This window comes from Oleiphilus sp. HI0079 (genome assembly GCF_001635105.1).
The window spans coordinates 1-14,101 of sequence record NZ_LWFT01001339.1; the positions used below are offsets into that span (position 1 = coordinate 1).

10 protein-coding genes are annotated in these 14,101 nt (G+C 46.7%); 5 read left to right on the forward strand and 5 right to left on the reverse strand.

Annotated elements, in window-relative coordinates; translation table 11 throughout:
• The first annotated feature begins 144 nt into the window (after positions 1-144).
• From zipA to A3750_RS23165, 3 genes are all read left to right on the forward strand, one after another.
• On the forward strand, positions 145-1,131 hold the full coding sequence (gene zipA, locus A3750_RS23155; protein ID WP_197466237.1) for a cell division protein ZipA: 987 nt from the start codon (positions 145-147) through the stop codon (positions 1,129-1,131).
• A 15-nt stretch (positions 1,132-1,146) separates the two neighbouring features.
• Entirely contained in the window at positions 1,147-3,171 is a 2,025-nt protein-coding gene (ligA, locus tag A3750_RS23160; protein WP_068454270.1) for an NAD-dependent DNA ligase LigA, read from the forward strand.
• A gap of 123 nt (positions 3,172-3,294) precedes the next feature.
• Complete coding sequence (locus A3750_RS23165; protein WP_156492335.1) at positions 3,295-5,727, forward strand: hypothetical protein; 2,433 nt, start codon at positions 3,295-3,297, stop codon at positions 5,725-5,727.
• Between the two features lie 27 nt (positions 5,728-5,754).
• On the opposite strand, the gene mnmC is transcribed toward A3750_RS23165, so the two are convergent.
• Both mnmC and A3750_RS23175 read right to left on the reverse strand, forming a co-directional pair.
• Complete coding sequence (mnmC, locus tag A3750_RS23170) at positions 5,755-7,767, reverse strand: bifunctional tRNA (5-methylaminomethyl-2-thiouridine)(34)-methyltransferase MnmD/FAD-dependent 5-carboxymethylaminomethyl-2-thiouridine(34) oxidoreductase MnmC (protein ID WP_068466237.1); 2,013 nt, start codon at positions 7,765-7,767, stop codon at positions 5,755-5,757.
• A 5-nt stretch (positions 7,768-7,772) separates the two neighbouring features.
• A complete protein-coding gene (locus A3750_RS23175) occupies positions 7,773-8,345 on the reverse strand; it encodes a peptidylprolyl isomerase (protein ID WP_068466238.1) in 573 nt (190 codons plus the stop codon).
• A 206-nt stretch (positions 8,346-8,551) separates the two neighbouring features.
• Between A3750_RS23175 and A3750_RS23180 the strand changes: the two genes are divergently transcribed.
• Positions 8,552-9,352, forward strand: a complete 801-nt coding sequence (locus A3750_RS23180) for a hypothetical protein (protein ID WP_068455316.1) — start codon at positions 8,552-8,554, stop codon at positions 9,350-9,352.
• 32 nt (positions 9,353-9,384) lie between these two features.
• Here the strand turns inward: A3750_RS23180 and A3750_RS23185 are convergent, their stop codons facing one another.
• From A3750_RS23185 to A3750_RS23195, 3 genes are read right to left on the reverse strand one after another with little or no spacing between them, the layout of a single operon-like run.
• Positions 9,385-10,092 carry a sensor histidine kinase KdpD gene (locus tag A3750_RS23185; RefSeq protein WP_068455318.1) on the reverse strand — a complete coding sequence of 236 codons (708 nt, stop codon included), beginning with the start codon at positions 10,090-10,092 and terminating at the stop codon, positions 9,385-9,387.
• Between the two features lie 3 nt (positions 10,093-10,095).
• Positions 10,096-11,730 carry a tetratricopeptide repeat-containing response regulator gene (locus A3750_RS23190; protein ID WP_068455321.1) on the reverse strand — a complete coding sequence of 545 codons (1,635 nt, stop codon included), beginning with the start codon at positions 11,728-11,730 and terminating at the stop codon, positions 10,096-10,098.
• 14 nt (positions 11,731-11,744) lie between these two features.
• Positions 11,745-12,515: a PleD family two-component system response regulator gene (locus tag A3750_RS23195; RefSeq protein ID WP_068455325.1), complete on the reverse strand. Its 771-nt coding sequence runs from the start codon at positions 12,513-12,515 to the stop codon at positions 11,745-11,747.
• A 200-nt stretch (positions 12,516-12,715) separates the two neighbouring features.
• Between A3750_RS23195 and A3750_RS23200 the strand changes: the two genes are divergently transcribed.
• Positions 12,716-14,101, forward strand: a 1,386-nt coding sequence (locus A3750_RS23200; RefSeq protein WP_068548931.1) for a glyceraldehyde-3-phosphate dehydrogenase, incomplete at its 3' end; no start/stop codon positions are given.

The window sequence follows — 14,101 nt, forward strand, 5'->3', positions numbered from 1 at the left end:
GATGCATGAACCCGGGGTATCACGTCTTGTGTCGGTTGACATCGATGCTGCTGCTCGTCTAGCAGAAGCTTGACGCCAGTTATAAAACAATTAATTAAGCTTTAATCTTTGCCGTTGGTGTAACTCCATTTTTGACGATAATATATGGGGGTGCAATTAGTGGGTGCGCGAGTGTTGTCTGTGCGCCCGATTTCAGCTTTTAAAGCGCTATTCCAAACGAGCAAAAATTTAGCAATGAATCTTCGAGAATGGTTAATTGTTGCCGGCGTTGTCATTATCCTGGGTATTCTCATAGACGGCATTCGTCGTATGAGATTGGCTCGGCAAGATTCTCTTAAAATGTCTCGCGACCTTGGTGGTCAAATTGAAAGCTCGCCTCTTGATGATGATTTTAACCCCGAGTTACCTAGTGGAAGCGCCCGCGTTGTTGCTACAGGCGTCGATTCGGTCAATGAAGAAAATCACGTCTCTGGAATTTCCGCGATAGATGACGATTTCGAAGTAGGAGACGTCGAGCCAAGCCTAGGGCTGGATTTGGTTGATAATCAAGATTTTGGCGATATAAGCGCGAAGCAGAAGCCTGTTTCTAAGAAAGTGAAGGCCAGTAAAAGTGCCGCCGCCAAGGTTGCTAAATCGCCCGAGAAGAAAGGCGCAAATAAGCCTAGACAAAGTGACAAAACGGCAGCTCAAGAAACACCAGATCATGAAGTCATCGTCATAAACGTCGATGCGCGAACCGGGCAAGTGTTTTCCGGTGCGGCAATTAAAAAGTTACTTGAAGCATGCGGCATGCAGCATGGCGATATGTCGATCTTCCACCGTCATGAGGAGGACTTGCTCAGTCCTATTCAGTTTAGTGTTGCGAATGCTGTTGAACCTGGCTACTTTGATCCGGACAAGCTCGATTCGTTGACAACGCCTGGTGTGAGTTTTTTTATGAGTATTCCAGGCCCTAAAGACTACCTCAAAGCATTTGAGTTTATGTACGAAACAGCGAAGTGCTTTGCCGACAACTTGCAGGGCGAGCTGAAAGATGAGAATCGTAGCGTTCTAACGTCACAGACTATTGAGCATAGTAAGCAGCGCATTCGAGAGTTTGAACGCAAGCAGCTTTGTAAGGCTCGGCCTTGATATTAGGAAGTTAAGGTGACTCAAAAGTCTGTAGAGAGTTTGGCGGATGAGGTTGCGCATCTGTCAGCCCAGCTCAACGAGCACAATTACCGGTATTACGTGCTCAGTGCTCCAAGCGTTTCGGATGCAGACTATGATGTTTTGTTCCAAAAGCTCAAGGCGATCGAAGAGCTTCATCCCGAGCTAAAGCGCCCAGACTCCCCAACGCAACGTGTTGGCAGTGCACCCTCCAATGAGTTTAAACAAGTACAGCATCGGATCCCGATGCTGTCTCTAGATAATGTCTTCTCAACAGAAGATCTACGCGCCTTCTATGCTCGCCTAAAAGATAAGGTCGCGCCTGAAGAGGGTGGCCACTTCTCTGTTATTGCAGAGCCTAAATTAGATGGCGTTGCGGTTAGTCTTTTATACGTAGACGGCGTTTTGCAATATGGAGCGACGCGAGGGGACGGTCAGACAGGCGAAGATATCACACCAAACGTAAAGACCATCTCTAACATTCCTTTGCGGCTTCAGGGTGAAAACACCCCTAGGGAGCTAGAGGTTAGAGGGGAAATATTTATGTCGAAAGCTGTCTTCGAGGAGCTTAACGGCAAGGCTGAGGATAGTGGTGGCAAGGCCTTCGTCAATCCGCGTAATGCGGCATCAGGTAGTCTTCGTCAGCTTGATTCGCGTGTTACGGCGGCGCGAAAACTGAGTATGAATGCCTATTCTGTAGGTTTCTATTCGGATGATATTTCTTTCACATCTCACTTAGAGTCGCTGCGGGCTCTTGGTCGCTTTGGTTTTGTTGTGAACCCTCTGATTGAGGAGTTCAAAGACGCCAATGAGCTTGTTCATTACGTTGAAAGCATGAGTTCTAAGCGTTCTGAACTTGATTATGAGATAGACGGTCTTGTTTTTAAGGTAAACAGTTTCGCGCAACAGCAAGCCTTGGGGTTTGTCTCTCGAGCGCCCCGCTGGGCTACGGCCTATAAATTCCCAGCTGAGGAAGCGGAGACGATCTTGCAAAGTGTTGAGTTTCAGGTGGGGCGAACGGGAGCGATTACTCCCGTTGCACGTTTGAAACCGGTGTTTGTGGGAGGCGTGACTGTGAGTAACGCCACCTTACACAACATGGATGAAATTCAGCGGCTTGGTATTCGCGTTGGTGATACGGTCGCGATACAACGCGCAGGTGACGTGATTCCCAAGGTGTCTCGCCGTATTGCTTCAGGAGCCTGTTCGGAAGATATTTTTCTCCCTAATACCTGCCCGGTTTGTCATTCCCCGGTTGAACAGGACGGCTCTATTGCTCGATGTACCGGGGCTCTAGTTTGCTCGGCGCAGTTAAAAGAATCCATAAAGCATTTTGTTTCGCGCAAAGCATTTGATATCGATGGTATGGGCGACAAGCTTGTAGATCAGCTGGTTGAGAAAGAATTTATTAGGAGTGCTGCCGACATTTTTGATTTGACGGCACCCAATTTGGTTTTGCTTGAGCGGATGGGGCAGAAAAGTGCGGATAATCTTATTGCTGCTATTGATGCGTCAAAAGAGATCTCTCTCTCGCGTTTTATCTATGCGCTTGGTATTCGTGAGGTTGGTGAAACCACGGCTTTGACACTAGCACAAGCGCTTGATGATATTCATGATTTGTTTTCTTTTGAGGCGGAAAGGCTCGAGAGTTTAGATGATATTGGGCCGATCGTAGCTGGGCATGTTCTCGCGTTTACTGGTAACGAGGATAATCGCGTCCAAGTCGATAAATTGCTCGAAAAAGGTGTACATCCAAAGCCCTTGAAAAAACAGGCTTCTAAATCTGATTCGCCAGCGAGAGGAAAGGTGTTTGTTCTTACGGGCACCTTACCAAATTTTAGCCGCGATGAACTCAAAACAATGTTGATAGATGCAGGTGCGAAGGTAAGTGGTTCTGTGTCTAGCAAGACTGACTTTCTCGTTGCGGGCGAAAAGGCCGGTTCTAAATTGGCGAAAGCAGAGCAGCTTGGCATCGAAATTTTGTCTGAGGAGCAAGCTTTGGAGCTAATCTCCCAAGCATAGTGTGATGTACAGAACGTTTCTTGATCAGCATCCTGTAAAACTTCCACCCCTTTTAATACCATTCAACTACTAGATTTTTTCTTCTCATAGAACAATAACTGCCAAGCGGTGAGTGCGTTTATTTTGAAACCCCTTTTTCAACATCTTTTTGTACTGTGTGTAACGATCTTTCTGGTCGCCTGCGAAACAGAGCTACCTGATAATGATGTCAGAATCTTGAACGAATCAGCCTTGCCGACAGAGATGACCTGGTATGCGCCGGTAGATATCCCTATTGAAATAACCGGCGGCCAAGGTGGGTATGCAGTTCGGTATATTCAAAACCCTGAAAGCGGAATGAGTGAAGAGCTGATTGGTGAGTTTGAAGATGTAAATCGCGTTGAATTGGCTGTCGTGCATGATTCAGGTAATACCTTCCGGTTGCAAGGCGTTCCGGTACCGTCAGCTCTTTTAGATAGAAACCTTGACTCGGCCTATTGGATTGAGGTGACAGATGGAGTTTCTAGCATTGTTGTTAGAGTTGAGTTTTCTATTTCGGATGTTGCAATTGACGAGCTAGAAACGTTTGTGTCTTTTGCGGAGGGTGAAGCAAATCTCAGGGCGTCATCTGGGCCGGGGGTGCGAGGCAAGACGGTTTGTGAAGAGGCGACTGAGGTTGAACCCGACCCCATTTCTGTTGCGCAAGGGACAGCTTACCCGGTACAGGTTGTATTGAAGCTTTCCACCGCTGTTTCTGTCCCAGTAGTATTTGATGTCAGTGTACTTGAAGCAAGTAACGTAGAGCGAGTCGCTAGGTCTGGCGTGGATTTTTTACCTCTGCAGGGGCAGTTGTCGTTTGCCGAAGGTGTTACAGCATGTTCTGTAACCTTTTATGTAATTGATGACTCGGAGATTGAGGCGATCGAGTCGCTGTCTGTGTCGTTTGATGGTGAAAGAAACATTGTCGGTGATTTAGGGGTGTCGATCGTTAATGTGACAATTAACGACGACGAGCCGAGAGTTGAGCCCTTTGATTTGGAATACATTCAATCGCCTGGAGACACACTTGCGATCTCTTTTGAGATTGGTGCTCCAGCAGAAAAGGAGATCTTTGTTCCGGTCAACGTAAGCTTGTCAGAAACAAACCTGGAGGATGCGGATTATTCGTTAAATCCAGCCTCTCGAATTGTGTCGATTGCAGAAGGCGAATCTAGTGGCGTCTTCAGTATTTCTCTTGGTTCCCCGATGGTCACAGCAGAACCTGACCCCAAGCTAGTGATTGAGGTGCAGGGCGACAGTTCAAGTGACCCAAGGGGTGTGGTGAGCATTACGGTTAACAGCTTTAACAACACTGATCCTCTTGATTTAGACTCTGGCGAACACGCTGTTGCAGCTACAGAGGGGGCTGACAGTTTATATATTGCGACGGATTACCAGAATGGAGCGAACAATGCCGTTCGTATTCGAAGGTTAAGTAGTTTTGGTGAAGCGATGCTGTTGAATGGGGCGGAATTTTTCGAGCTTGGTGTTGCTGGGGCAGACTTTGCTGTGAAAGGCGTAGAGGTCATTTCAATGTCTAATGGGATCGACGAGCTCGCTTTAGTGATAGGCACCAACATCAATTACGCAGGTAGCCTTTGGGGCGGGACGGACTTTGTGCTAGTGAGGTTCTCTATCGCGGATGACGGCACGATTACCGAGCTGTCTCGAAGTCAGCACGGTTCAGAGAGTGATGATCTTGTTGAAAGCGTTCGTTTTTTTGACGATCAGGGGCTGGTAATTACAGGCAGCAGCTCTGGTTCTGCTCTTGATGGAGAGGCTGTGATTGCTCCGAGCGGCCAGGCTGATGGCTTCGTATATCTTTTTGATACCGGTTTAGGCTTGGATTATCGGCGTTTTATTGGTGATGATTCTGATAACGTAGCTTTAGGTTCAGGATTTACCGACACCGGGGTTCAGGTTTTGACTTCTGACGCGCAAGGAATCGAGGTCTCGAGTTTTGATGAGGATGGTTTTGTCGACTCAGATCTACCGATATTGGAGGTTAGGCAGTTTGCGAATTATGACTTTGGCGGCTCAGATAACTATGCCCGTGATCGCTTGGCGTTTCTTGTCTCATCGGAGTATGGAAGTGATCTCTCTGTAACGCCATCTTTGTCTAAGGATATATTTTTTTACGACCTGACCTTTAATGACTCGGGGTCGGCGAATTCGTTGTTTTCTATTGCTTCTAGCGAAGATGATGTCGCTATTGGTTTGGCAAAAATAGAAGATAAAGAGGTGCTTGGCATTGCCGGTGATACGCTTGGTGAATTTCAAGAAGGCGCGTCAATTTCGGGCGTTGGTGGTCGCGATGTGTTCTTTGCTTCGGTCGGTATTCAGGGGACACCAAGCTTAGGTATCGTTACTCAGTTTGGCACGCCGGGAGAAGACTACGCTATTGATATTGAGGCGGTGAACGATGAGAAGTTCTTGGTGCTTTGGAAAGAGAATCATACGTCTGGAGATGGAACGTTTCGATATCGAATAGCCCCCTTCGCACCTGACGGAACCAATCTCGCTCCCTTACCGTTTTAGCGTAGCTGCTCGATGTTCTCCAAAACCCTAGTTTTTAATCAGGCCTTTTTTTAGCCGTCGGACAAGGAAGCGAGAAGGGGATAGCATCTTCTGCATTTGATATGTGCTCATTATTGGTGTTGCCTTGATATGGGATGCAATCATATCGGCGCATGTGGGTGCGAAGGTGAGGCCTTTTGAGCCATATGCCACATTGATATACAAACCTTCTTGATATGCCCCGTATGTTGACTGACAAGCCTTTGCATTGTGTGCTAGCTCTGATAGCTGATCGACCATTTTTGGTCTATTCGGAACTGGCCCAGCGATAGGCGTGTAGTCCGCGCTCGTTGTTCTTAATCCTGCTGTTCCGCTAGTAATGGTATTGTGCCCATTTGGATCCCAGCCTTTTAGCCACTTTCCCAGTTGCTCTACGTTCTTTGCGTTATCTGCTATGCGATAGGTTGAGTCCAGATTTTTAAGGTCGTAAGTAGCGCCGATGTGCAGCTCATCGCTATTCTCTGCTCCTGGGCTTAGGTATCCTTCTCCGCAAACGACGCATGACAGATTGGCAAGTTCGGTGCTGAGAAGTTGACTGGTTTGACCTCTTAGCTGTTTAAGAGGTAGTTCGAGGTCAGGGATAAGATCCTTGACTCCAAAGGCATTGCAGAGCACGACGTATTCTGAGTTAAGAGTCTGGTCGGGTGTTTCAACGAGCCAGCTCTTGTCTTGCGCTTGTTCTAACCCAATGGCTTTGGTACTTCCGATAAACTGGACGTTAGCTCGTTGCAGCACATATTCAGCAAACGCTTTGGTATCAAGCCAGCCAGACTGCGGGAAAAAAAGACCTGTACTGTTAATCGCGATGCGGCTCTTGAACGACAGCTCGTCGGACGGCAATTGCTGAACAAAGCTGCTAGGTGGAGCATAATGCCTGATGAATTCATCTTGGCGCTGCTGTTCGTCTCCTGACCAAGCGAGTTGCGCAAGGCCGACAGGGTGCCAAAATCGGCCTTCACTGCTTTGCTGCATCCTTTCGTAGTAGCCTTGTGCCATATTGTGGGCGTGAAAAAGCAGCTTGCCCTCCGCATTCACCTGTCTTGGATATTTTGCGTACATAATTAATTGAGGTTGCGAGCTTGCCCCTGCTAGAGGCTGGGTAGCCCTGTCGATTAGCTTTACATCAAAACCATGCCTCGAAAGCGTAAGGGCTTGTACCAACCCGGCAATACCTGCTCCGATTACGATAGCACTGTGGTTGTTCAGGTCATTGATCGCGGCTTGGGTATGTGTGCTTGGTGACGCTTGATGCCAAGGCTGGGCTGGAGTGGTGATTGGTTTGTTCGGTGTTTTATTTGGATCGAAGGTTGCTGTGATCATTTCCCGCTTGGGGCCGTAACCAGCTCTCTTGCTTACCACAAAGCCTGCTGCGGTTAAATTTTTACGTATTGCGCTCGCTGAGCTGAAGGTGGATAGGCTGGTGCCGGGAAGAGCTTGGGCGCCAAGATACTCAAACAATCGATTAGACCACATGGTTTCGTTAATCTTGGGTGAAAATCCATCCAAAAACCAAACGTTTGCGGGAATATCGTACGCTGCAAGCGCGCTGTCGAGACTGTCCAGTATCAGGCGTAACTGAACACGTCCTTGTTCAAATTCTAAGAGATGAGCGCCCTGAATAGGTTCGGGGTACTGATCGATTAACTTGCCATACTCGATTGCGAGTTCCGGAAAATACTTGGCGGACTTTTGTAAGTCTAGCTTAGTTAAAGGAAAGCCTTCGATGCTGATAAATTCTAGGCACTTTTTTGGTTCTGGCAAAGAGCTCCATAAAGCATAACAGGCCACGAAGTTCAGTCCGCTGCCGAATCCGGTTTCAGCGACGACTAAGGTGTCACTAACACGCCGAGAATCTTGGAGCTTTTCTTTAAGCTTGTTGGCCTCTAAAAAGACATAATTAGACTCGGCGAGACCGCCTTCTGTTTGGAAGTAGACATCGCCGAATGTCTTGCTAAATGGAGCGCCGTCGGTCCACTCAATTTCAGCCGTTGGGAGTAGCAAAGAACTTACTCTGTCGGCTGACTTGCGATTTTTACAGACTCTATCACGATGTTGTCTGTTGGAACGTCGCCGTAAGGTCCTTTTCTGCCTGTTTTTACTTTTGCAATTGTATCAACGACGTCCATTCCCTTAGTCACTTCACCAAAAACGGCGTAGCCCGGTTGAGCGGTGCTTTTGTTCAAAAAGTTGTTATTCACTAAGTTAATAAAAAACTGAGACGTTGCAGAGTTTGGGTCATTTGTGCGTGCCATCGCCAATGTGCCTCTTGCATTTTGGATGGTGGGCTGAGCTTCATTTATGATCGGTGCTTTTGGTGTTTTTTTGACCATATTGGCTTCAAAGCCACCACCCTGAATCATGAAGTTAGGAATGACTCTGTGGAAAATCGTGCCGTTATAAAACCCCGAATTCGCGTACTCAATAAAGTTAGCAACGGTTTTTGGCGTTTTTTTGTCGTAAAGAACCACCTCAATAGCGCCTTTGTTTGTTTTTATTGTCGCTATGGTTTCAGCGATCGCTGTCATTGAACCAAGAGTGAACGATATCGCTAAGAAAATTTTTGTAACTCGAGTAAGCATGATCTGAACCTAGTTTTTTATTGAAGCGCTGATTTTAAAGCCCTATAAGCTCAAATCAAAGTGAGCCTTCGTTCACGTTATTTCAAACGGTTACAGGCCTTTTACAAGACATAACTCTTTGATGTGGTGTGAAAGCTGTTTTTAGACCAAATTCTAACAACCGAAAACTTTTGCTCTTTTTAACATTATCGTCGAGGTCGCAACCGATGCAGCAAGTTCCGCAACATAATTCCCGTTTGGGGAGAGTTTTGATCAACAAAGGGCAGCTCACGGAGATGCAGCTTGATCAGGCCTTGCTTGAGCAAGGCAGAACTGGGAAGCGACTGGGAGAGGTTCTTCTCTCAAATGGTTGGATTTCAGATGCGCAGTTAAATAGGGCGCTTAAAAGGCAGTCGTTATTGCGTAAAGTTGGTGCAATTGCTACTGCGGTGTGTGCACCGCTCCATGCAGCTTCCGGAATGGCGGCTACAGTGGTCGCGAAACCTTCGATACCTGTCACTCGCGTAAATATTTCTGAACACGTTGCAGATCTGCCTTCGGGATTGGTTGCACTCTCCGATGAGCAGATGAGCGATGCTACTGCGCAGGGGCCTTATTCGCTAAGCGCGATTCCGTTCATGAACTATGGTCATGATGCCGTTGGGGCAGGGCTTCAACATGATTATGACGACGATGATGAAGATCAACAGCAAAATGATGAGCAGGTGGCGTATGAACTGATGGATACCGTCACTACCGTTATGGGTATTGGTCCATTGTCGAGCGGAATAGAAGCGGACATTTCGATGGAGGGTTTTCGCCGGTTTGAGGGCGTTCCCACTATCTCGCTGCTTGAAGATGGAGGTGTGCGCTTTTATACAGGTTTTCAGGTGGACCGAATTAACATGGAGAATATTCGTGTTAAGGGAAGCGATGGCCCTGCGACATTTGGCAGTATCTATATGACAGATGTCGAGTTTGCACCTGGGTCAAATTACACCATTAGGCCACATGGTAGTCGTTATTGATTTGGCTTAGCGGGGCGTTTACGTCATCTTGGTTACGGCAGATACAAATTAAATACACCCCCTCCAAGCTTGCCTCCGTTTTCAAGGGCGATGTAGCCCTGTTTCTCATTTTGGTGATGCAGCGCAGCTACTTGAGATGCGAAGTACAGGCCTAGTGAAGTGCTTCCAGTTTTAAAGTTAAGGTTGTTTTGAATATCGCTTGGTTCGAGCTTTAAGATGGATTCAGGGTAGCCTAGTCCATTGTCGTGCACGCTAATTTCAATGTAGGGGTGTGCGCAAATCTCTACTTCTCGTGCCGCAACTAAGATCTCGCTTTTGGTATAACGGCTCGCGTTGTTAATTGCGTTGTTCAGTATGCCTGATACAAGCTCCCTATCAAAATACCACGAAGCTGTGCTCGATATGTCCTGACTCAGCTTTATGTTCCTTGCTTCGAACACATTCCCATACTGCGCTTGCTGCTCCGCCACGATGTCATCTAAATAGTGCTCATCAAGGTGAGCTGAGAGCATTTTCTTATGTAAGCGGTAGACCCCAAGAAGCTGAATAAGGTCATTGTTAACGCGCTCCGTCTCGTAGCGGATAGTGCTGACTCCTAGATTGTTTTCGCTATCTTCGGGTAGCTTCTGACAGAGTTCTTCGAGCGAATGCAGAAGCATGCCAAGAGAGTTTTTCATGTCATGGACTGACGATGCGAGAATCAAAGAGAAGTCAGCGTTGTCGGTATGATTAGATGGCATGTTTTAGGCCTCCGTACGAGCTCTGCTGAGCGTGTGTTTAATGTGTTGTAAGCGGCGATATTGCTTATGCTGTCTGGGGATGTGCTCTATTCGATCAACGCATTGCTCAACAATGGACAAGGCATTTGCATCAGAGTCTTGCTGGTGCAAGCGAAGCGCGACTTGCGCTAGATTAAGGTTCAATGCAGCGTGTTTTGGGGTGAGGGCTGCGGCGGCTGTGAAGGATTCGATCGCTTCTTGTAAATGGCCAGTTTCGAATAGTTGAATTCCCGTTTTGTTTAGGCTCTTCGCTTTGACTCTAATTTCTAGAGGTTCTGGCTCATCAAGCACGGCCTCAATTTTGGCTAAGGCAGATGGGTCACTTTCAAAGCGTTGAGACAGGTCAATCAGCAGCGATTGAGCTTCGTCTTGTTTTCCTGCTGTGTACAAACTTCGGCTCATTTCTATTCCAAGCTCGGCGCTCAGCTTGTCGATATCTGTAAGGGATTGAACTTCGTCGATGAGTTCGATGGCGTTTTCTAGTTTGCCTTGGCCCACTAAAACCCTTGCTTTGACTAAGTTTGCACAATGGCACGACTCTTCTTCGTAATAGAATTTATCAAGAACTGTTTCCAGTTGAGCGTTGGCTTCAGCGGCGAGAAGAGACTGTTTTTCGGTGGTATCTCCCAAGGCAAGATCACTTAAACATCTACCAAAGTTCAAGTATAAATCAGGCGTTTCGTGAACAGTTCCCTCACCATATGTAACGGCCTTTCGAAAAGCATCGCTAGCGGCATTCAAATCATTGTTCTCTACGCACAGATTAGCCAGCTTCGATTGTCTTTGAACCATTCTGGGCGAGATGGAGACCGCTTCTTGAAGTGCTTTTTGAGCCTCTTTTCTTTGTCCTAATCGGACACAGCTGTCGCTTATGCCCTCATATGCCTCAACGAGGAATGGAGATCGCTCGATGACGGATGAAAAGACACTCTTGGCTTCTTCGTATTGGCTAGTATCGAACAGCGTCTTCGCTAGCCCAATTTTTGCCCAATCGATAGGTCTATTTGTCAGAACTTCGCTGTATATTTTCTGGGCGCTGCTGCTATCGCCCATTTTTCTATATAGGTCTGCCATCGTTTGGAGGCACCAGGAGCGATATCTAGATCCCTTGTCTACTTCTTGTTGGCAAAGGCTGATGGCTTTAGCGTAGTTTTCGAGATCAATCTCTCGATTGATGGGTTTAAGTGCTCTTTGTTGAACAAGCAGTTGAGTGAGACGCTCTTCGAGCATGTTACGTGTCACTGGCTTGGCGACATAGGCATCTGGTTGAAATTCTCGAGTGCCGAGCACTGCTTCCTTCGATGTATCGGCAGTGATCATTATGAATAGATGCGTGCGCTTTAGCTTCTTTTTGATTCTAAGTTCTTCAAGGATTTGCTGGCCATTTTTACCTTCGCCAAGATTAAAGTCACAAAGCATGACATCGTAGCTTTCGTACTTGCTTTGATTTAACGCTTGTTCAGCATTTGCAACGGTGTCAACGAAAGCGGCCCCGAAGCTTGTAAGCATTAGCCTAAGAGAGGTTCGAAAGTTCTCAAAGTCATCGATAATCAAGAACTTGCTGTCTTGGCAGAGTTTTCTTAAGTGATGGTTACTCAATTAATTCCCCAGAATTACTTTGCTTCGTCATGCTCAAGTAAAAGAATGATCTCATCGATCAGTTCGTTGACTTGTTGCATCTGGATTTGAGTATTCGTGAAGCCTTGTTCTATTTTTTGAGTCGTCAGCCATGCAAATGTAGAGGCAAAAAGCGAAAAAGCCAGAAAGACAACGATCACAACTTGTGGCAAAGCCAGGTCGAGGCGCTTGCTTGTCATCTCGGCCTGATTCGTTGCCAATTTAGCGAGCTCGGTCTTAAGGTTCCGGTTCTCTTCGTGGATTTCTTCATAGGCGGTCTCTAGTGTCGATATTCGAGCATATAGCTTTGAGTTGCTTGATTCGCTTTCGACCGTTTTAGTAAGAGAGCTTTGTACTTCGTTGAACACAGTAGGTACGTCGTCGGCTTGTTCGGGTTTAGTTGAGCAAAGCCGGTCTAGCATGAGATACAGTTTGTCCCGATCAATCTGTTTCGAGATGACCCCTGCTGCACCCAGGCGATGCGCTTCTTCATAGTAATTGTGCGCATGCTGTGACGTGTACATAATGACTGGAACATGTTTCGTTTGTTCTTCTGATTTAATGCGTTTCAGCGTCTCAAATCCATCCATGCCGGGCATTAAGTGGTCCAAGAATATGTAATCAGGGTGAAACCAAGCGAGTTGCGACAGAGCGTCTTCGCCGGAGCAGGCCTGCTCACAATGTATACCCATTTTTTTTAGGATCTTGGTTAGTAAGGTGCGAGATGTCGATGAATCATCCACCACGAGTGCGCTTGTCGTTGCCACGTTGTTCCCTGATTAGTTGCCTGAATATGTATCCGATTCTTGTTCTATAGCAGACGTACAACTTCAGTTTAGCAAGGCTGAGTCGTTTGCGTACTATTATTATTCTTTTTGCGTAAGGAGGGTTTATTGCTATCTTGGTTGTTTATCAGGATAATACGCGACCTATTTTTATGAGCGCACATATATAAGAGGTGTGAAGCGTGAGCAACGAGAGCATTCAAAGCCATTTCAACGATTGGACTGAACGAGAATCTGCAGCGGAGGATATGATTCCTTTAATTGGACGCCTGTATCGTGAGAACAATGTTGTTACTTCTGTCTACGGTCGAGCCATTATCAATCAGTCTGTCATTGGTTTGCTCAAATCGCACCGATTTGTTCGCCAGATTGAAAACAAAGAGTTGTCTGCGGTCGATTCTCTAGAAGTACTTAAGGTGATGTCTGGCTTAAATCTTGGTCATGCGCGCGTCGATATTGGCAAGCTGGCTGTCGCGTTTAAAGAAAGAGCGGGCGGAGCGAGTTTGGAAGAGTTCCTTCGCGCTGAATTAGCTGACGTAGTTGGCAAGGGCTCAGATAGCGCTGGTCAGTCGCATGATGTGGTGCTTTACGGGTTTGGTCGTATTGGTCGTTTGCTTGCTCGTATACTTATCGAGAAGGCTGGTGGAGGTACAAATCTTCGCTTAAAGGCTATTGTCGTTCGCAAGGGTGGCGCTAGTAATGATCTTGAGAAGAGGGCAAGTTTGCTTCGCCGAGACTCAGTTCATGGTCCGTTCGAGGGCACTATTTCTGTTGATAATGACAAGAATCAGATTATCGCTAACGGTAATTGTATTCAGGTTATCTACTCTCCCGGCCCAGATCAGGTTGATTACACAGAGTATGGCATTAACGACGCTATCGTTATTGACAACACAGGTATTTGGAGAGATGAAGATGGTCTTGGTTTGCACCTTAAGTCAAAGGGTGTATCCAAAGTGTTGCTAACTGCTCCGGGCAAAGGTGATATCAAAAATATTGTTTATGGTATCAATAATTCTGCGATCGAAAGTTCAGACACCATTCTTTCTGCAGCGTCTTGTACTACAAATGCGATTACGCCCGTTTTGAAAGTGATTAACGACGAGTTTGGCATTAAGAACGGTCATGTTGAAACGGTGCATGCTTACACCAACGACCAAAACCTGATTGATAATTACCATAAGGGTAGTCGTCGGGGAAGAAGTGCTCCATTAAATATGGTCATTACGGAGACCGGTGCTGCAAAGGCAGTTTCGAAAGCGCTACCTGAGATGGCTGGTAAGCTCACGGGTAATGCGATTCGTGTTCCTACGCCAAATGTTTCGATGGCTATTTTGAATCTTAATATCGAGAAAGAGGCGACTGCTGATCAGATCAATGAGTATCTTCGTGAGGTGAGTTTGCACTCTGATTTGGCTAAGCAGATTGATTACGTCAATTCTGAAGAAGTCGTTTCGAGCGATTTTGTTGGTAACCGTCGTGCAGGTATCGTTGATGCGAAGGCCACAATTGCAAATGATGGGCGTGTCATTCTCTATGTTTGGTACGACAACGAATTTGGTTACAGT